The sequence below is a fragment of the Streptomyces luteolus genome, from assembly GCF_029968015.1.
GTDB lineage: Bacteria > Actinomycetota > Actinomycetes > Streptomycetales > Streptomycetaceae > Streptomyces > Streptomyces luteolus.
This window is the reverse complement of record NZ_JASCIS010000060.1, coordinates 13180-31274: the sequence shown is the minus strand read 5'-3', so window position 1 is coordinate 31274 and position 18095 is coordinate 13180. Positions and strand designations below refer to the sequence as shown.

The window sequence follows — 18095 nt, the reverse complement described above, 5'->3', positions numbered from 1 at the left end:
GAGGCCCGTGCTTCACGTCATCCGCAGCGGTTCCCACGATCTGCCCTGCGCCGGTATCCGAGAGCCGCCGTGTGCCAGCGCGGAGATGCGCCGCGTGTAGTCCTCGTGCGCGATCGGGATCGTGGCGAGGATCTCGGCCGGGAGGTCGAAGGCCTCGACCAGCGTCATCGTATGCGGCGTCAGATCGGCGATGGTCTGCTCGATGACCTCGGGCAGCGACCGTACGTCGGCGATCGTGAGGTGCCCCTCGGCGAGCAGGTCGCCGGTGTGCTCGCTCACTTCCTTGAGAAGGAAGAGGAGCACCAACTTCCGCAGCAGCGTGCGGGCTTCGGGGCCGACCGCCTGCTCGGCGGCATCGAGGAATGCGTCCGCCGCGTGCAGCCGGGCCGCCGCGTCGACCATCTTCAGGGCGGCGGCCGACGCCTGGTTCCACCGGTCCACCGGAGCGCCGGAAGGCCCCTGGCGCAGCGAGGTGCGGGCCCGGTCCTGCCAGACGGAGACGGCCTGTGCGAGCAGATCCCGCAGGAAACGCGGGTCGGCCATGGCGTGCTCGGACGGCTCGACGTGCTGCTGCGGGGCAGCTGGGCTCTCGCGGCTGAAGAGCATTTCGGCGCCCGCCTTCAGGGCGATGACGAGGTTGTCGCCCTCTGCGGTGATCGTTCCCTCGGTGCTGGTGATGAGGTCGGCGAGGCCGTTGACCGTGAACAGCCCCTGCGCGCCGCACCGTTCGCGGCACTCCAGCGTGATGTCCCGGGTCTGCCAGGTGATCCAGCTCTTGGAGACGGCTATCAGACGGGCCACGTCCTCGGTGTTCTCGGGCGTGCGGTTGGCCCAGCGCGTCACGGTCTCGCGGTGCAGGAACGTCATGGCGTACGCCGTGGTCAGCCGGTAGAGCAGACGGCCGATGTGGCTGCGGTGCGCGGCGAGGGGCACGGTCTGACCGGCCCGGGGCCCGCTGGTGCGGCGGGCGTGGGCGTAGCGGACGGCGATGGTGAGTGCGGCGCGGGATGCGCCGACCGCGGCGGCGCTCATCGAGAGCTTGCCTGCGGTGACGCGCTGGATCGAGTGCAGGACGCGTTTGCGCCGGTTGCCGAGATTGCTGGTCAGCGTGCCGTCCGGGTGCAGCTCTCCGTGCCTGCCCTCCAGGAGCGCCTCGCGCGGGAGCCGGTAGTGGTCGAAGGCCGTGAGGCAGTGGTCCACCGGGGTGCCCATGCGTTCGGGAAGCACCCAGGTGCGGACTCCGGCGCACGGTCCGTTCTCGTCTCTGAGCGGTACGAGGAAGAGGAAGACACCCTCGTCCCGGTCCTCGACGATCAGCCGGGCCGCCACCACCGCGGTCTTCGGGCCGCCGATGGCGCTGGTGGTGGGCATGAACTTCTGCGCGCCCGAGGTGGGGGTATGCAGTACGAAGCCTCCGGTCGCCCGGTCCCACACCGCCCGAGTCTCGATTGCCGCGACATCACTGCCGTGTTCGAGCTCGGTGCAGAGGAACGTTCCTGTCCTGCGCAGCGAAGTGAAGTCGTCAAGGCTGCGGCGGCTGTCGGGGGAGTGGTCCACAAGGCTGCCGAGGAACAGGTTGTAGTGGATCGCCGAGAGCGTCGCCAGCGTCGGATCCACGAAGCCGGTCCACTCGTGCAGGCTGGCGAGCAGGTGCGGGTCATCCGCCAGCTTCTCGGGGGACTCCACGGTGTCGTTGATCAGCTGCAGCCGGTCGTACGCGAGGGCCGTGCGCTCCCGCGGCGCGAGGTCGGGCATGTGCCGGAATTCCTGGCGGCTGACGAGCCGACGCCAGGGGGCGTGGACGCGGGCGCGCTGGTCCTGATCGAAGAGGAAATGCCTGAGCTCAGAGGTGGTGTGCTTGCCTTCGGCCGAAGGCGTTGGGCCAGAGCCTGAAAGATCACCTGGAAGATCACCTGGGAGTCCGGCCGTCGGCTGCCCCCCGGCAACTTCCCTTGCATTCTTCTGGAACGTCAGAAGGGTCATTGACCTCTCCGTATGAACGTCGGGCGGAATGAAGGTCGAAGTTCGCCCACAAAGATACGGACCCACCGGTTTTTTGCAAGGAATTCTTGAGAAGTCTCCGGCCGCTACGGAGGACGCCTGCCTGACGTGCGGGGCACGGGCCAACCACGCGGTCATATCCGTGACCTGACGGACCATCGGGACCCTAGGAGCGACCGCTGGGTGGGCCTCGGCCTGTGGCCGGTACCGGGATCTTGTTAAACCGGCCGGGTGGTTTTATTCTGGCGGGGTTCGCAGGATCCGCCCACGTCACAGGCCCAGCCGTCCGGCTTCATCAGCATGCGAACGAACCACTCGTCCGGCAGGCCTGGGTCCAGCCGCGCCGGGCACCCCAGAGTACGGAGGTAGGCGCAGTGGCACGTCAGGAGCGGGCGATGCGGACAAGGTTGGCCATCCTGAGAGCGGCCGCCGAGGTGTTCGACGAGGTCGGATACGAGGCGGCGGCGATCTCCGAGATCCTCAAGAGATCCGGGATGACCAAGGGCGCCCTGTACTTCCACTTCGCCTCCAAGAAGGAGCTCGCCCAGCAGATCCTGACGGAGCAGGTCGACGCGGTCCCTCCGGTGATGCCGCAGGAACTCGTTCTCCAGGAAGGTGTGGACGAGGCGCTGCTGCTCGCCTTCATGCTCCACCAGGGCGACCCGGTGGTCCGCGGCAGCGTGCGGCTCACCGTGGACGAGGGCGCGCCCCAGGACGGCCTTGACCGGCGGGTACCGCTGAGCGGATGGGTGGATCACAACGCTGAGCTGCTCGGCCGCGCCAAGCGGGCGGGCGAACTGCTGCCGGACGTCGAGGTGGTCGACGCCGCGCGGATGTTCATCGGCGGCTTCATCGGCACCCAGCTGATGTCGAAGCACCTCACCGGCTACGAGGACCTGATGGATCGGGCTGCGGACATCACCAAGCACCTGATCACGTCCATCGCCGTCCCGTCCGTGCTGGTCCGCCTCGACTTCGCGGCCAAGCGCGGAGCCCGGGTGTACGAGGAAGCGATGAAACTGCGCCACGACGCCGAGTAGGAACCGGGCCGCCACCGCTCCGGCAGCGGCGGCGGCCCGGAGAGCTGTCTCGGGGGGCGGGGCTTGCTCAGTGAACATGCGGAACGGCGCACACGTGAACGAGTCGATCGGGAGGGGTACGAATGGCACAGGCAGAGGCGCTCAGATGCCCATACACACTCGATGTGACGGGCCGTGACCTCGCGGGCGAGGCCGCGATGCTGCGCGCACAGGGCCCAGCCGTCCAGGTCACACTGCCCGGCGGGGTGACCGCGTGGGCGGTCGTACGACAGCGTTATGTGGAGCGGCTGCTCACCGACCCCCGGGTGTCCCGGTCGGCCCGGCAGCACTGGCCGGAGTTCATCGAGGGGCGGATCAAGGAGGACTGGCCGCTCTACCCCTGGGTCTCGAACGAGAACATGCTCATCTCGTACGGCGAGCAGCACAGTCGGCTGCGCCGCTTGGTGGCGGGCGCGTTCACGGCCCGGCGCAGCGAGGCCATGCGCCCGCGGGTCGAGGCACTCACCGGGGAGCTCCTGGACGACCTGGCCGCGCACGAGCCCGCGGCCCCGGTCGATCTGCGCACCGAGTTCGCCGAGTTGCTGCCCATGCGGGTGATCTGCGAGCTCTTCGGGGTCGAGCAGGGCGAGACCACCAAGAAGCTGTGCGCCGCACTGCACACGGTGTTCAGCTCCTCGGTGTCGGGAGAGGAGATGAACCACGCGCTCCTGGAGTCCTTCGGCCTGCTGTCCGCAGTGGTGCAGCAGAAGCGGGCCGAGCCGGGGGAGGACCTGACCTCGGCGCTCATCGACGCTCGCGACAACGGCGACCGGCTGACCGAGGAGGAGCTGCTCGGCACCCTCTACCTGATGATCGCGGGCGGCCAGGACACCACTGCCACTCTGATCACCAACGCCGTGGGCGCCCTGCTCCGCCACCCCGAGCAGCTGGAACACGTCCGGGCCGGCCGGGCCGCCTGGAGCGATGTGATCGACGAGAGCATGCGGATGCACACGCCCGGGGCCTACTCGCCGCTGCGGTTCGCGGTGGAGGACATCGATGTCGACGGCACCCTGATCAAGAAGGGCGAGGCCATCCTGGTCTCCTTCGCGGCCGGTGGGCTCGATCCGGAGCGCTACGGCGAGGACGCCAACCAGTTCGACCTGCTCCGGAAGGGGCGGGACACCCTCGGCTTTGGACACGGTGCGCACCGCTGCCTGGGCACGCCGCTGGCCCGGGTCGAGGCCGAGACCGCCTTCGCCCGGCTCTTCCAGCGCTTCCCCGACCTGCGGCTCGCCTGCCCGCCCGAGGAACTCGAGCCGATGCCGACGTTCCTGATGAACGGTTACAAGTCGCTTCCCGTAGTACTCGGTTAGCCGCCAACTCCGGGGGCTGCACCCCGGGTTGGCGAATCTGCCCAGGGCTTCGACCCGGGAACTCCGCGCTGCCGCACCGAGGCGCGGAGTTCCCGGGTCGAAGCCCGTTCTGCATGTGAGGTGTGCTGGGAGAGGGAAGGCTGCCTCAAAGGGCGCTTCGGAGTCGCAGCAGCCGGAGACTGGGTTCCGTTTCGGCCTTACTTTGCCCAAAAACCGCACGGGCGGTTTGTTATCCTGATGGAGGATGAAGGTACTGACCATGGCGATGGTGGGCGTCGCGGTAGTCGGCCTTCTTGTGCGGCAGCCGCCGCACCCTCTGACTGCCGAGTCGCAAGAACGGCGATCCTCCATCAGTAGCCTATTGAACAACGGGTGGTGGGGCCGGTGGAGCCCGGCCCCACCACCCGTGGCCAGGAGATTCCTTAATGGTCAAACAGGAACGTGCAGCACGGACACGGCAGTCGCTGATCCGCGCCGCAGCCGAGATCTTCGCGTCGGACGGCTTCGCCCCGGCGTCACTTGCGACGATCAGCAAACGGGCCGGTGTCAGCAACGGCGCGCTGCACTTCCACTTCGAGAGCAAGAGCGCCCTGGCGCAGGCTGTCGAGGACGAGGCGGCCGCTACGGTGCGACGGATCACCGAAGAGGTGGCCACCGAGGGCGGCAGCCCCTTGCAGGAGCTGGTTGACGCGACGCACGCGCTGATGAGCCGGCTCGCGGACGACTCCGTGGTCCGCGCGGGCTTTGGCCTGAGCGGCGATGCCGCCCGCCGGGACGGCGCCGGGCTGCGGCGCACCTGGCAGCAATGGGTCGAGGAGATCCTGGACGAGGCCGACAGGGCAGGGCAGTTGGCCGACGGTGTGTCGCCGGACCGGGCCGCGCCCGCCATCGTGGCGGTGACCGTCGGCTTCGAGGTGCTCGGCGGCTGCGAGAAGGAGTGGCTGTCCGAGGAGATAGTCAGCCGCTTCTGGGAACTCCTGCTTCCGCGCCTCGCCGAACAGCACGAGCAGGCCCCGCTCCGCTCCCGTCCCCGCGCGGGCGGACAGCCGTCACCGCCGGCCACCCGACAGGAAAAATAGACCAAACGGTCTTTACCTGATGCGCGACCGATGCATGACCGTCGCGCACTGCTTCGAACCGGCCAGACCCCGAAATCACCTGCACAGCATACTAGTTGGTGCCCTGGATGGTGCGGAGTAGGCGGCATGGCGCATACCGCTTTAGGGGTCACAGTCGTTGAAAATGGAACGAATATTCAGAGTTGACAAACCGTCCGCCCTGTTTTTTACTCGACGCATCGTCATGAGGTATCCGACGAGCCGGGTCCCAGGCAGGACCCGCCGGACAGCCCTTTAACCCGGACCACGCATCTACAGGGGGAGAACGCATGGACATCGAGGTACTGGGGGCGCTGGCCGTCCGGGAGAACGGAATCTCGATCACGCCGACCGCGCCCAAGCCGCGGCAGGTCCTCGCACTGCTCGCGCTGCACGCCGGCCAAGTCGTGCCGGTGGCCACGCTGATGGAGGAGCTCTGGGAGGAGCGGCCGCCGCGCAGCGCCCGTACCACCTTGCAGACCTACGTCCTGCAGCTGCGCGACTTGATCACGACCGCACTCGAGCGGGAGCCCGCGGGCGCCGCGCCCCGCACTGCCAAGGACGTCCTCGTCACCACACCCGGCGGCTATCTGCTCGTCGGCAACGGCGGCGCCCAGGACATGCGCGAGTTCGAGCGGCTGGCCGGGCTCGGCTACCGGGCCATGGACGCCGACGACTTCCAGGGCGCCTCCCGGCAGCTGCGCGCGGCCCTCGACCTGTGGGCCGGCTCCGCGCTCGCCGACGTACACCACGGCCCCCAGCTGGAGATGGAGGCCAGGCGCCTGGAAGAGAGCCGCCTGTGCGCCCTTGACCAGCGCATTGAGGCCGACCTGCGGCTCGGCTGCCACCGGGAGATCCTCGGCGAACTCACCGTCCTGGTGAACCGCTACCGCACCCACGAGACCCTGCACGGTCAGCTCATGGTGGCGCTGCATCGCTCCGGGCGGCGCAGTGAGTCGCTCGGCGTGTACCAGCGGCTGCGTACCACCCTCGTACGGGAACTCGGCCTGGAACCTTCGGCGGCACTGCGGCGACTGCAGCGCTCCGTCCTGATGGCGGGCCCCGAACCGGCGGCCGAGGGCGGGCGGCCCGGCGGTGAGCGGCCCGGGGGCCGGAGGCTCACCAGGGTCGGCTAGCCCTCTTGGCGGATTCTTGAATTCCGGCAATGCGCTGCTTGAGCAAGACAATTGAGAGAGAAAACAGAGAATCTTCTGGAATCCCTCTCAAGCTCCGCTGGAGAGAATCGGGGACACTTGCGAATTTGGCTAGTGTGCTCACGCGACCGTGCGGCGTCGACACGTAAGAGTCACCGCGGGGAACTTGACGAGGTACGGAGGAAAGACCGTGAAGATCCAGGTTCTTGGGCCGTTGAGTGCCGAGGTCAACGGAGGAGCGATCGTCCCGACTGCGGCCAAGCCGCGGCAGATTCTTTCCCTTCTCGCGCTTTATCCGGGCAGGGTCCTTCCCGTCTCTATGATCATGGAAGAAATATGGGGGACAAAGCCACCACAGAGTGCCCTCACCACCTTGCAGACCTACATCCTGCAACTGCGCCGCCGGCTAGGCACCGCCATGGGCCCGGACGCTCCGGGCAGCGCGAAGGACGTACTCGCGACGCGTCACGGAGGCTATCTGCTGCAGATTCCGCCCGAGGCGGTCGACGTCCACCAGTACGAGCAGCTGGTCACCGCGGGGCGAGCCGCCTTCGAGGACGGTGACGACGAGGTCTCCGCCGACCGCTTCCGACGTGCCCTCGACCTGTGGCGCGGGCCCGCGCTCGTCGACGTACGCGTCGGACCGATCCTCGAGATCGAAGTGCTGCGCCTCGAGGAGAGCCGTCTGGGCGTCGTCGAGCGGCGCATCGACGCCGACCTCAGGATCGGCCGCCACGCTGAACTCATCTCCGAGCTCACCGAACTGACGGCCCGGCACCCGCAGCACGAAGGGCTGCACTCGCAGGCCATGGTGGCCCTGTACCGCTCCGGCCGGCAGGCCGCCGCCCTGGACGTCTACCGTCGGCTGAGGATGCGCCTGATCGACGAACTCGGCGTCGAACCCTCGCCGCAGGTGCAGCGCCTGCACCAGGCCATGCTCTCCGTGGACCCCCAACTGGACGTCGTGGCCGGGCCCCGGCGCACCTCCACCTTCGACCTGTACGTGGCGTGACGCCCGGGGCCGGACCGCCGCGGCCGACTGTCTTCCCGCCCCCGGGCCACGCGTCGGTCGCCTGCCCTGCGCCACGCGTACGGCAACGTTCCTCACCGGGACCTGAAGGGCCCTCTGCCCCCTGACGTGGGCACCCTGCTGCGCGAGTTCTCACCGCGCCTCCCTCGGCCCGGCCACCCGGCGCCGCCCGCGGCTTCTGCGCCGCCCCCGCGGCTTCTGCGCCGCCCCGCCCGTTCCGCGCCCGCTCCGGCGCCGACACCGGCCGTGCCCGCCCGCCGTCCCGTACGCGCGATGCCCGCCCAACGCAATTCCGCAGTGCTCATCGCTCAACTGCCGTTCAAGCACGGTGCAAGGGGCGATCGAGATGCCCTTGAGCGGATGTTGACCGCGCGCCGACATGGTGCAGAAAACCGTCCAGGGACCACAGTCGTGGGCCCCGGCGAAGGGAGCACTCGGTGCACGAAGTCCCACACGAGTACGGCAGCCCGTTCCACTGCATTCCGCCCTGGGCCCCACCCCTGCTGCTTGCGGGAACGGACGACGACGCCACCGTCGCCGACGAGCCGCACATCGTTCGAGGTATCGACTAGGGCCTGTCCGGCGGATCTTCGCGGGCCCACGACGCCTGGCACGCTCCCCCAGCCTTCGGCCGGGGGGACCCCCACTCGCCGCACGCCCGAATCACCCAAGTACGTCCAGTACGAGGGCGATCCGGGCGCACGCCGAGAGCACGCACCAGACGCCGCGGGCTGCTCCGCGAAGATCCGCCGGACAGGCCCTAGACGAGAAGGAGGCGTCGAGGGAGGTGTCGCGAGGGTGTTGAGGCGGTCCCTAGCGGGTCTTGAGGAGCCGCGCCGATGGTGGCCGAAAAGCTGAGGAGGTGTGGTGGACGTGGACGCAGGCACCCACGCGGGCGACGTGGTGCGGATCGAGCGCGGAGCTGCCGACGAGACCGAAGTCGCGGCAGTGACCGTGGTGTTGCTGTCCGTACTCGCCGCCGCCCGCGGTAACCGGACCGCGGACGAGACCCTCGACGACACCGCCGGCGGAGGCTGGCAACGCTGGGAGTGCGACGCGTCCTACCGCGCACCGCACAGCTGGCACTGAAGGGGAGGAACCTGTTGTGACGGTGATCCAAGAGACCGTTCCGGTCCACAAGGAGCCTGCTGACTCCCGGGGCCGGGTGGCCGAACTGCACGCGGTACGTGTGCAGGCCGAGGCCGGACCGAGCCAGAAGGCGACCGAGGCCCAGCACGCCAAGGGCAAGCTGACGGCCCGCGAGCGGATCGAGTTGCTGCTCGACCCGGGCAGCTTCAACGAGGTCGAGCAGCTGCGCAGGCACCGGGCGACGGGTTTCGGCTTGGAGAGCAGGAGGCCGTACACCGACGGTGTGATCACGGGGTGGGGGAGGGTCGAGGGCCGGACCGTGTTCGTGTACGCGCATGATTTCCGGATCTTCGGCGGCGCGCTGGGTGAGGCGCACGCGACGAAGATTCACAAGATCATGGACATGGCCCTTGCGGCGGGTGCGCCGCTGGTCTCGCTCAACGACGGCGCGGGCGCCCGTATCCAGGAGGGTGTGAGCGCGCTCGCGGGGTACGGGGGGATCTTCCAGCGCAACACCAGGGCGAGCGGTGTGATCCCGCAGATCTCGGTGATGCTCGGCCCGTGCGCGGGCGGCGCCGCCTACTCGCCTGCTCTGACGGACTTCGTGTTCATGGTGCGGGACACCTCGCAGATGTTCATCACCGGCCCGGACGTGGTGAAGGCGGTGACGGGTGAGGAGATCACCCAGAACGGTCTGGGCGGCGCGGATGTGCACGCGGAGACGAGCGGCGTCGCGCATTTCGCGTACGACGACGAGGAGACCTGCATCGCCGAGGTCCGCTACCTGTTGTCGATGCTGCCCGGGAACAACCGCGAGAACCTGCCCGTCGTGGCCTGCGACGATCCGGCCGACCGGCGTTCGGACGTGCTGCTCGATCTGGTCCCGGCGGACGGCAACCGGCCGTACGACATGCACAAGGTGATCGAGGAACTCGTCGACGACGGCGACTACTTGGAAGTGCATGAGCGCTGGGCCCGCAACATCGTGTGTGCGCTCGCCCGCCTGGACGGCCGGGTGGTCGGGATCGTCGCCAACCAGCCGCAGGCGCTCGCCGGTGTCCTCGACATCGAGGCCTCCGAGAAGGCCGCGCGTTTCGTGCAGATGTGCGATGCCTTCAACATCCCGATCGTCACGCTGCTCGACGTGCCGGGCTTCCTGCCGGGTGTGGACCAGGAGCACGGCGGCATCATCCGGCACGGCGCGAAGCTGCTGTACGCGTACTGCAACGCGACCGTGCCGCGGATCTCGTTGATTCTGCGGAAGGCGTACGGCGGTGCTTACATCGTCATGGACTCGCAGTCCATCGGCGCGGACCTGACGTATGCGTGGCCGACGAACGAGATCGCGGTCATGGGTGCCGAGGGTGCCGCGAATGTGATCTTCCGGCGGCAGATCGCCGAGGCGGACGATCCGGAGACGATGCGGGCGCGCATGGTCAAGGAGTACAAGGCCGAGCTGATGCACCCGTACTACGCGGCCGAGCGGGGTCTCGTCGACGACGTCATCGACCCGTCCGAGACCCGTGAAGTCGTCATCGCTGCCCTTGCGATGCTCCGTACCAAGCACGCGGATCTGCCGTCCCGCAAGCACGGCAACCCGCCGCAGTGAGCGACGGCCGCCGCATATCGGTCCCCGCGGTTCTCCGCGGGGACCTTCTGCTGTGCGCACGGCGCGACGGCACCCCGTGGCAGGGCACTCCGCTCGACGGCCGATGGAGGAGCGCAAGAGCTCCGCCTGCCCGGATCCGCCCGCGCCGCGCCCGCCTGCGGATTCGAGCCGTTGTCGAGGCGCGAGCGAGCCGATCTCCACCCGGTCAGGACACAGTCCATGGTGAGCCTGGACAGGGCGGCCGGCCGCAACCCTGCCGCCGCCGGGCCTCCCCGCAGTCCGAGACGAGAGGGGTGTTGCGGATGTACCTCGCGCCTGTGCACCGTACGGCTCACCACGCGACGGTGGACGCACCGGCGGGCGTGCTCTACGGCCTGATCGCCGACGCGCTGCGCTGGCCCGTCTTCCTGCCGCCCACCGTCCACGTCGAACAGCTCGAGTTCGACGGGAGGCAGGAGCGGCTGCGGATGTGGGTCACCGCCAACGGCGAGATCAAGTCCTGGATCACGCGGCGAACCCTGGACCCCGTCGGCCACCGCGTGGACTTCCGCCAGGAGCTGGTGCCCGCACCCGTGACGTCCATGGGCGGACGCTGGGTCGTCGAGCAGCGCGGCCCCGAGCGGTCCCTCGTCACCTTGCACAACGACTTCACCGTCGCCGACAACGCTCGCGCCGACGTCGACTGGGTCAAGCGGGCCACCGCTGACAACAGCAGGGCCGCGCTCGGCAACCTCAAGCAGCTCGCCGAGCGGTGGCGGCGCCTGGACGACCTCGTCCTGTCCTTCGAGGACTCCGTGCACATCGACAGGCCCGGCGGATCCGGTGAACTCGGCGAGCACGTCTACGCGTTCCTGTACCGCTTCGGCGACCGGGCCGACGCCGTGCCCGGCGCCACCCGGATGGACATCGCCGAGCACCGGCCCGGCATCCAGTTCATGACCGTGGACGTGCCCGGCGCGGACGGGACCCTCCGTACGACCGAGTCGGCACGGATCGGGTTCCCGCACGCCGAGCGCATCGTCTACAAGGAGATCCGGGACAGCGAGCGGCTCGCGCTGCTCGCCGCGCACACGGGGGAGTGGTCGGTCGAGCCCGATGCCTCGGGGGCAGGGGTCATCGTCGTCGCGCGGCATCACGCGGTGCTCGACGAGGACGGGGTCCGGGAGCGTTTCGGGGGCGGGGCCCAGGCACCCCGGGCCGCCCGGGAGGCGCTGCGCACGCGCCTTGCCCGGGAGAGCGCGGCGACGTTGCGCCTGGCCAAGGAGCATGCGGAGAGGGCCCTGGCCTACGGGAGTTGAGCGGGGCCGCGCCCCCAGACCCCGATATCGCGCTGAACTCGCCCGTCCGCAGCGGCCGGACGGGCCGGAGTGTGGAGGTCCCACGTGAACCAGAGCCTGACCGTGGCCGCCGGAACATCCGCGGCCGTGGCACGGGCCCGGTACGTCGAGGAGTTGCTCGGTGACCCCTTCGAGCCCGGCAACCCGCACGGGCAGGAGGCGCTCCTCGCCGCCGACGAGCGGCGTCAAGTCCCCGCGGCCACCGAGGAGTTGCTCGGCGCAGCGGGTCTCGGCGCCGAGTTCGTACCGCGCGACCTCGGGGGGCGTCTCACCGGTGTCGAAGAACTCGCCCAGGTGCTGCGGCCGGTGTTCCGGCGCGACGTGGCGCTCGGCTTCGGCGCCGGGATGACCGCCCTGTTCGCCGCCTCGGTCGTATGGACCGCGGGCGACGCACGGCAGCGCCACGCCACCGCGCGGCGACTGCTCGACGGCGGCCGGATCACCATCCTGCACCGCGAGTTCGCCCACGCCAACGCGATCCTGCGGGGCGAGTACACCGCCCGCCCCGCACCCGGGGGCGGCTACCTCGTGGACGGCCGCAAGGAAGTCGTGATCAACGCCGACCGCGCCGAGGCCTTCGTCGCCTACGTCCGCACCGCACCCGGCAACGGCCCCGACAGCCACTCCGCGTTCCTCCTCGAAACCGACCGGCTGCCGTCCGGCGCCATCCACCGGCTGCCCCGCGCCCGCACCCAGGGCATGCGCGGCGCCCACTACGCAGGCCTCGAGCTCAAAGACTGCCCCGTGCCCGCCAACGCCCTCATCGGCCGCTTCGGCGAAGGGGTCTCCCTCTCCCTGCGCACCTTCCAGGTGAGCCGCGCTCTCGTGTCCGGCAGCGCCCTCGTCGCCGGGATGGACAGCGCGCTGCGGTACGCCGTACGCGCCGCCACCGAGTCGCCCCACGGCACCGTCCCGCGCGGCCGCCGCGGCCGGGTGCTCGCCGGGGTCTTCGCCGACCTGCTCGCCTGCGACAGTCTTGCCGTCACCGGGCTCAGGCTGCTCGACCTCGCACCCGAGCACGCCCTCATCCCGTCCGCGGCCGTCAAGTACGCCGTCTCCGCGCTGCTCCACGAGGACCTCGACGAGCTTGCCGCGGTGCTCGGCGCCCGCGGCTACGACCGGAGCCCGGCCTACGGCGGCTTCCAGAAACTCGTCCGCGACCTGCCGATGGCCGGCCTCGGGCACGCGGGCACCGCCGACATTCAGGCCGTACTCGTCCCGCACCTGCGCACCCTGGCCCACACCGGCCGGCGTGACGCACACACCCACGAGGCGCCCGCCGGGCTCTTCACGCCCGGCGGCGACCGCACCACCCTCGACTTCCGGCGGCTCGACGCCGACCCCCGCGACCCGCAGAACGGCTGCGACGGGCTGCTCACCGCACTCCTCGGCGCCGCCGCCCGGCTCGACGGGCAGAGCTCACGCGGCCCCCGCTGGGCGGCGCTCGCCGACCTCGCCCGGTCCTTCGCCGCCGAGGTGCGGACCCTGGCCGAGCGGTGCGCCGCGCTCTCCGCCCGCCTGGAGGCCAGTGCCCTCGACCCGGCCGCGTACGTCCTCCTCGACCGGTACTGCCTGCTGCTCGCCGCCGCCGCCAGCCTCGCCGTCCGCGAGAACGCGGACCGGGGTGCCCCGGACAGCGGGCTGCTCGCCGGGCCCGACTGGGCGCTGCTCGCCCTCAGCCGGATCGGCCGCCGCCTCGGCCTCGCCGTCCCCGAACTCCCGGACGGCGTCAGCCAGGACCTTGCCGCCGGACTCCTCGACCGCTACCGGCGGGGACGGAGCTTCGACCTGTACGGAATGCGGCTCGCCGGGGCGGCACAGGGCGCAGTACGAAGCGTGTGACCCGGGATGAAGCAGTACGACTGGAGGGGGTGAACGCCGTGCACCAGCAGGACAGCGAGGCTTCGGCGAAGGCCGGCGGGCGCAGAGGTGACGCCATCGCCCATGCCACCGCCCACGGCAGTGCCGTGGCCCCGCCCGTGCACATCCCGCGCCCGGACAGCTCCTGGCGGCAGATCCGTGCGGACCTCCGGGACCGCGGTACCGCGGTGGCGTACGCGACCTGGACCGAGTGGCTGCCCGCGGTGCTCACCACCACGCGCCTCGGGCCCCTGCTCGGCCGCGACTTCGGTCGCTATGCCGACACCCAGGACCCTGTGGTGCGCTGTCGGTTCGCTGCCTCGCGGCTGCTCATCAAGTACACCGTCGCGGCCGCGCTCGGTATCGCGCCCGAGGACATCGATATCGCCTACCGGCTCAGCGGCCGCCCGTACCTGCGCGGCCTCGACCAGGTCGACGTGGCCCTCACCCATACCGGGGAGCTGATGGCCGTGGGGATCAGCCGGATGGGCCGGATCGGCCTGGACGCCGAACGCGCCGACCGGCGGCTCGACTTCGCCCTGGTGCGCTCCCAGATGTGCACCCCGGCGGAGGCCGCGGAACTTGACGCGCTGCCCGAGGAACAGCGGGCCGCGTGCACGCTGCGCCTGTGGACGCTGAAGGAGGCGTACACCAAAGCGCTCGGGCAGGGCATGCGGCTCGCGTTCACCACGTTCGGCTTCGGGCTCGCCGCCGGCGGCCTGCGCACCCCCGACGGCACCGAGGTACCCGGCGACGACTGGGCCTTCGCCACCCACTCGGTGCTCGGCCGCTATCTGCTCAGCGCCGCCTGTCACGACGCCGGGCTCGACCCGGACGGGGACACCTCTGTCGGCACCATGCTCGACCAGGGGCTGCTCACGGCGCTGGCCCCGCCCGGGCAACAGCGGGGGCCGGCCGTGGACATCTGACGCGGTACCGGTACATCCCACCCCGGGCCGAGCGGAACAGCGGTACAGCGGGATTCGAGCACCGGAAGGCAGGCTGCTGCCGAGCCTGCCGAAAGCCGTAAGCAGTGCGTGCCACAGGAAGGAAGAGGTACCGGACGATGTCGCAGCCCCACCAAGGCACCCGCCCGGCCGCGGTGTCACCCACGGTCGAGGACTTCCTGTCCACGCCGCAGATCGGCACCCTGACCACGCTCAGGCCCGACGGCAGTCCCCATGTGACGGCCGTACGCTTCACCTGGGACGCCGGGGCGGGCACCGCCCGCGTACTGACCGTGGACACCTCGCGCAAAGCCAGGAACATCCTCGCGGCGCCGGGGTCACGGGTCGCGCTCTGCCAGGCCGAGGGCTTCTGCTGGGTCACCCTGGAAGGCACGGCGCAGGTCTCCGCCGAGCCCACGCGGGTCGCCGAAGGGGTACGGCGGTACGCCAAGCGCTACTTCTCGCCGCCGCCGAACCCGCCGGGACGGGTCGTCCTGGAGATAGCGGTGGACCGGGTCCTCAGCCTCAACTGCTGAACTCCCGCGGGTCGTTACGTCCCCGGCGGCTGTCCCTCCGTGAACAGGACCCGGAAGGACAGTTCGCTGATCCGCCAGCCGGCAGGGGTCCTGCGGGCCTTCCCGGACGCCAGCGTGCCCGCGCGGAACAGCGGTGCGCCGTCCTCGCCCGGGTGCAGGACATGCGTGGTCAGTACGTTGGCCCGGAACGCGGCCCGCTCGCCCTCGACGGTCACCACCGCGGGCGAGCCCAAGTGCTGGGTCCGCGCGAACGCCCCGATCGACGTCCGGTGGTACGCGTCGAGGCCCGCGAGGCCCTCGTGGCGGCTCATCGGGAAGGCGACAACCGCGTCATCGGTGAACAGCCTCCGGGCCCACGCCTCGTCGAGCTTCTCGTCGTCGAGCGCGATCAGATAGCGGTCCATGAGTTCCGCGACCCGGGCGGCATCGGTGGATTCGGCGGACGCGGCCGCCTCGGCGGGAAAAGGGTTGGAAGTCACCGCCCGAGCATCGCGCCGGGCGCCCCGCCGGGACCAGGTACAGGGCAGAGATCTGACATTCCAGGGAGAGTTCTGTAGCGGATTGTCAAAGCTGTGTACCGGCTTCTCTTTACCGTTCTCCTCGGCCTGACAATACTCGTCAAACACCAGTCGGAAGAGGGCAGATGAATACCTTTGACGCGGACGTGATCATCGTAGGGGCGGGTCCCACCGGACTTATGCTCGCGGGCGAGTTGAGTCTCAATGGAGTCTCCGCGCTGGTCGTCGACCGGCTTGCCGAGCCCATTAAGGAATCACGTGCACTCGGCTTTTCCGCGCGGACGATCGAAGAATTCGCACAGCGCGGACTGATATCTCGTCTCGGCGACGTCGACGTCATTCCGTTCGGTCATTTCGGCGGCCTGCCGCTCGACTACCGGGTGCTGCCCGGCAGTTCGTACGGCGCCCGCGGCATCCCCCAGTCGCGCACCGAGGGCATGCTCGCGGGCCGGCTCGCCGAACTCGGCGTCCAGGTGCGCCGCGGTGTCGAGATCACCGGCGTCGAGCAGGACGACGACGGCGTGAGCGTCCGCACGGTCACCGAGGACGGCGTCGGCACCCTGCGGGGGCGCTATGTCGTCGGCTGCGACGGCGCCCGCAGCGTCGTACGCACCTCCGCCGGAATCGACTTCACCGGCAGCGAGCCCACCATCGAACTGCGCTTCGCGGACATCACAGGCATACAGCTGCGACCGCGGTTCAGCGGCGAGCGGGTGCCCGGCGGCATGGTGATGGTGCTGCCGCTCGGCCCGGACCGCAGCCGCGTCATCTACTACGACCGGGCCCAACCGCTGCGCCGCAGCGACGACCCGATCTCCTTCGGCGAGGTCGCCGAGGCGTTCCAGCGCCTGGCCGGTGAGGACATCAGCGGCGCCACGCCACTGTGGGTCTCCTCCACCACCGACGTCAGCCGCCAGGCCGCCCAGTACCGCAAGGGCCGCGTCTTCGTCGCGGGGGACGCCGCGCACATCCACCTGCCGATCGGCGCGCAGGGCATGAGCGCGGGCATTCAGGACGCCGTCAACCTCGGCTGGAAGCTCGCTCTCGAAGTCAAGGGCCGCGCCCCCAAGGGGCTGCTCGACAGCTACCACGCCGAGCGCCACCCGGTCGGCGCCCGAATCCTCGCCAACACCCTGGCCCAGCGCACCCTCTACCTCGGCGGCGACGAAGTCGACCCGCTGCGGGAGGTGTTCGGCGAGCTGATGCGGTACGAGGAAGTGCAGCGCCACCTCGTCGGCATGGTCACCGGACTCGACATCCGCCACGAGGTCGGCTGCGACCACCACCCGCTGCTCGGCCGCCGCCTGGAGGACAAGGAGATCACCCGACACGGCGTGAAGCAGAGCGTCGTCGCCCTCCTGGAGGCCGGGCGCGGACTCCTCCTCGACCTCGCCGACAGCGCCGCCCTGCGCGCCGCCGCCGACGGCTGGGCCGACCGCGTCGACACCGTCACCGTGGCGGCTCCCGACGGCGACTGCGGCCTCGACGGCATCCTCGTCCGCCCCGACGGCTATGTCGCCTGGGTCGGCGGCCCCGGCGACGGACCGGCCGCCGGAGCCACCGGCCTGTCGCTCACCGAGGCGCTCGGCCGCTGGTTCGGCCCCGCCGACTGACCGCTCGTACGCACCTCCCGTACGAGCAGCGCACGTACACATCCCTCCAGAAAGCGAAGGAACCATGCCGAAGATCGCCACCGAGGACAACTACCTCCTCGTCCTCAACCTGTTCAGCACGGACACCGCCGAGAACCAGGACCAGCTGCTCACCGAGATGCGCAAGATCGTCGATGCGGCGTCCTACGAAGGGTGGATCTCCTCCACCGTCCACGCCGGCGTGGACAGCCCGGGCACCGCCAACTTCATCCAGTGGCGGAGCGGTGAGGACCTGGAGGCGCGGTACGCGGGCGACGAGTTCAAGCACCGCACCCTGCCGGTCTTCCGGGAGATCACCACCGGGATCCGGCTGCTTCAGAACGAGATCGTCTTCACCCAGACCCGCCCCGGCCTGGGCGGCCCGGCCGAGGTCTCGCCGGATCGCGACGACTACACCGCCATCGAGGTGTTCCGGGTCGGCGAGGCCGACCAGGCCGAGCTGATCAAGCTGCTCGGCGAGGGCCAGGACTGGCTCGTGAACGTCCCCGGCTACCGCTCGCACAGCGTCTTCAAGGGCCTGCGCGCCAAGTTCGTCGAGGGCGCCTTCGCCGTCGTCTACTCGCAGTGGGACAGCAAGGAGGCCTACGACGCCTACCGCGACCTGGCCCACGACCAGAAGCCGAAGCCGCGCCGCAGCAACGACGAGCGCATCGAAGAGCTGAAGACCGAGAGCGACGTGAACACCTACCGCGTGGTGCACACGCGCGCAGCCGGCGAGTAAATCCCGCACCGCCCCGCACCGCCCCGCATCGCCCGCACAGCCCTGCACCATCCCGCATCGTCCCGCGCCGCCGGACAGGCCCAGGGGCCCGTCCGGCGCGCCCCGGGCAGAGAACCCCAAGACCCACCGCGCGGCCACGCCCGGCGGAA

Annotated in this window: 16 protein-coding genes; 14 read left to right on the top strand and 2 right to left on the bottom strand. The window is 70.2% G+C overall.

From position 1 onward, the window contains the following. Positions 1 to 12: 12 nt before the first annotated feature. Positions 13 to 1755: an acyl-CoA dehydrogenase family protein gene (locus QIT00_RS35055; protein WP_282539540.1), complete on the bottom strand. Its 1743-nt coding sequence runs from the start codon at positions 1753 to 1755 to the stop codon at positions 13 to 15. Between the two features lie 641 nt (positions 1756 to 2396). On the opposite strand from QIT00_RS35055, the gene QIT00_RS35050 reads away from it, so the two are divergent. The 12 genes from QIT00_RS35050 to QIT00_RS34995 all read left to right on the top strand — a co-directional run bounded on the left by QIT00_RS35050 (position 2397) and on the right by QIT00_RS34995 (position 15055). Beyond that, positions 2397 to 3041: a ScbR family autoregulator-binding transcription factor gene (locus QIT00_RS35050; RefSeq protein ID WP_349017230.1), complete on the top strand. Its 645-nt coding sequence runs from the start codon at positions 2397 to 2399 to the stop codon at positions 3039 to 3041. A gap of 164 nt (positions 3042 to 3205) precedes the next feature. Beyond that, positions 3206 to 4396, top strand: a complete 1191-nt coding sequence (locus tag QIT00_RS35045; RefSeq protein ID WP_349017229.1) for a cytochrome P450 family protein — start codon at positions 3206 to 3208, stop codon at positions 4394 to 4396. Between the two features lie 425 nt (positions 4397 to 4821). Continuing rightward, positions 4822 to 5475, top strand: coding sequence for a ScbR family autoregulator-binding transcription factor (locus QIT00_RS35040; protein WP_282539537.1), 654 nt, complete (start codon positions 4822 to 4824; stop codon positions 5473 to 5475). A gap of 308 nt (positions 5476 to 5783) precedes the next feature. Then, positions 5784 to 6629, top strand: a complete 846-nt coding sequence (locus QIT00_RS35035; protein ID WP_282539536.1) for an AfsR/SARP family transcriptional regulator — start codon at positions 5784 to 5786, stop codon at positions 6627 to 6629. A gap of 208 nt (positions 6630 to 6837) precedes the next feature. Next, a complete protein-coding gene (locus QIT00_RS35030) occupies positions 6838 to 7659 on the top strand; it encodes an AfsR/SARP family transcriptional regulator (protein WP_282539535.1) in 822 nt (273 codons plus the stop codon). Positions 7660 to 8114: 455 nt separating this feature from the next. Beyond that, positions 8115 to 8249: a hypothetical protein gene (locus QIT00_RS35025; protein ID WP_282539534.1), complete on the top strand. Its 135-nt coding sequence runs from the start codon at positions 8115 to 8117 to the stop codon at positions 8247 to 8249. 295 nt (positions 8250 to 8544) lie between these two features. Continuing rightward, positions 8545 to 8766 carry an acyl-CoA carboxylase subunit epsilon gene (locus QIT00_RS35020; protein ID WP_282539533.1) on the top strand — a complete coding sequence of 74 codons (222 nt, stop codon included), beginning with the start codon at positions 8545 to 8547 and terminating at the stop codon, positions 8764 to 8766. A gap of 22 nt (positions 8767 to 8788) precedes the next feature. Continuing rightward, a complete protein-coding gene (locus tag QIT00_RS35015) occupies positions 8789 to 10375 on the top strand; it encodes an acyl-CoA carboxylase subunit beta (RefSeq protein WP_408909914.1) in 1587 nt (528 codons plus the stop codon). A 302-nt stretch (positions 10376 to 10677) separates the two neighbouring features. Beyond that, positions 10678 to 11673, top strand: a complete 996-nt coding sequence (locus tag QIT00_RS35010) for an aromatase/cyclase (protein ID WP_282539531.1) — start codon at positions 10678 to 10680, stop codon at positions 11671 to 11673. An 84-nt stretch (positions 11674 to 11757) separates the two neighbouring features. Then, positions 11758 to 13554, top strand: a complete 1797-nt coding sequence (locus tag QIT00_RS35005; RefSeq protein WP_282539530.1) for an acyl-CoA dehydrogenase — start codon at positions 11758 to 11760, stop codon at positions 13552 to 13554. A 38-nt stretch (positions 13555 to 13592) separates the two neighbouring features. Next, a complete protein-coding gene (locus tag QIT00_RS35000; RefSeq protein ID WP_282539529.1) occupies positions 13593 to 14501 on the top strand; it encodes a 4'-phosphopantetheinyl transferase family protein in 909 nt (302 codons plus the stop codon). A gap of 137 nt (positions 14502 to 14638) precedes the next feature. Further along, on the top strand, positions 14639 to 15055 hold the full coding sequence (locus QIT00_RS34995) for a pyridoxamine 5'-phosphate oxidase family protein (protein WP_282539528.1): 417 nt from the start codon (positions 14639 to 14641) through the stop codon (positions 15053 to 15055). A gap of 14 nt (positions 15056 to 15069) precedes the next feature. On the opposite strand, the gene QIT00_RS34990 is transcribed toward QIT00_RS34995, so the two are convergent. Next, on the bottom strand, positions 15070 to 15534 hold the full coding sequence (locus QIT00_RS34990; protein ID WP_282539527.1) for a nuclear transport factor 2 family protein: 465 nt from the start codon (positions 15532 to 15534) through the stop codon (positions 15070 to 15072). A 233-nt stretch (positions 15535 to 15767) separates the two neighbouring features. Between QIT00_RS34990 and QIT00_RS34985 the strand changes: the two genes are divergently transcribed. Beyond that, positions 15768 to 17186 (top strand): FAD-dependent monooxygenase, encoded by a 1419-nt coding sequence (locus QIT00_RS34985; RefSeq protein ID WP_349017228.1) that lies wholly within the window; start codon positions 15768 to 15770, stop codon positions 17184 to 17186. A gap of 64 nt (positions 17187 to 17250) precedes the next feature. After that, complete coding sequence (locus tag QIT00_RS34980; RefSeq protein WP_282539526.1) at positions 17251 to 17946, top strand: antibiotic biosynthesis monooxygenase family protein; 696 nt, start codon at positions 17251 to 17253, stop codon at positions 17944 to 17946. The last annotated feature ends 149 nt before the right edge of the window (positions 17947 to 18095 follow it).

What these genes read in the sequence shown, in the direction of transcription:
- QIT00_RS35055 (WP_282539540.1), bottom strand. Translation starts at nt 1,755, where the DNA reads ATGCCCGACCTCGCGCCGCGGGAGCGCACGGCCCTCGCGTACGACCGG.
- QIT00_RS35050 (WP_349017230.1), top strand. Translation starts at nt 2,397, where the DNA reads ATGCGGACAAGGTTGGCCATCCTGAGAGCGGCCGCCGAGGTGTTCGAC.
- QIT00_RS35040 (WP_282539537.1), top strand. Translation starts at nt 4,822, where the DNA reads ATGGTCAAACAGGAACGTGCAGCACGGACACGGCAGTCGCTGATCCGC.
- QIT00_RS35035 (WP_282539536.1), top strand. Translation starts at nt 5,784, where the DNA reads ATGGACATCGAGGTACTGGGGGCGCTGGCCGTCCGGGAGAACGGAATC.
- QIT00_RS35010 (WP_282539531.1), top strand. Translation starts at nt 10,678, where the DNA reads ATGTACCTCGCGCCTGTGCACCGTACGGCTCACCACGCGACGGTGGAC.
- QIT00_RS34995 (WP_282539528.1), top strand. Translation starts at nt 14,639, where the DNA reads ATGTCGCAGCCCCACCAAGGCACCCGCCCGGCCGCGGTGTCACCCACG.
- QIT00_RS34980 (WP_282539526.1), top strand. Translation starts at nt 17,251, where the DNA reads ATGCCGAAGATCGCCACCGAGGACAACTACCTCCTCGTCCTCAACCTG.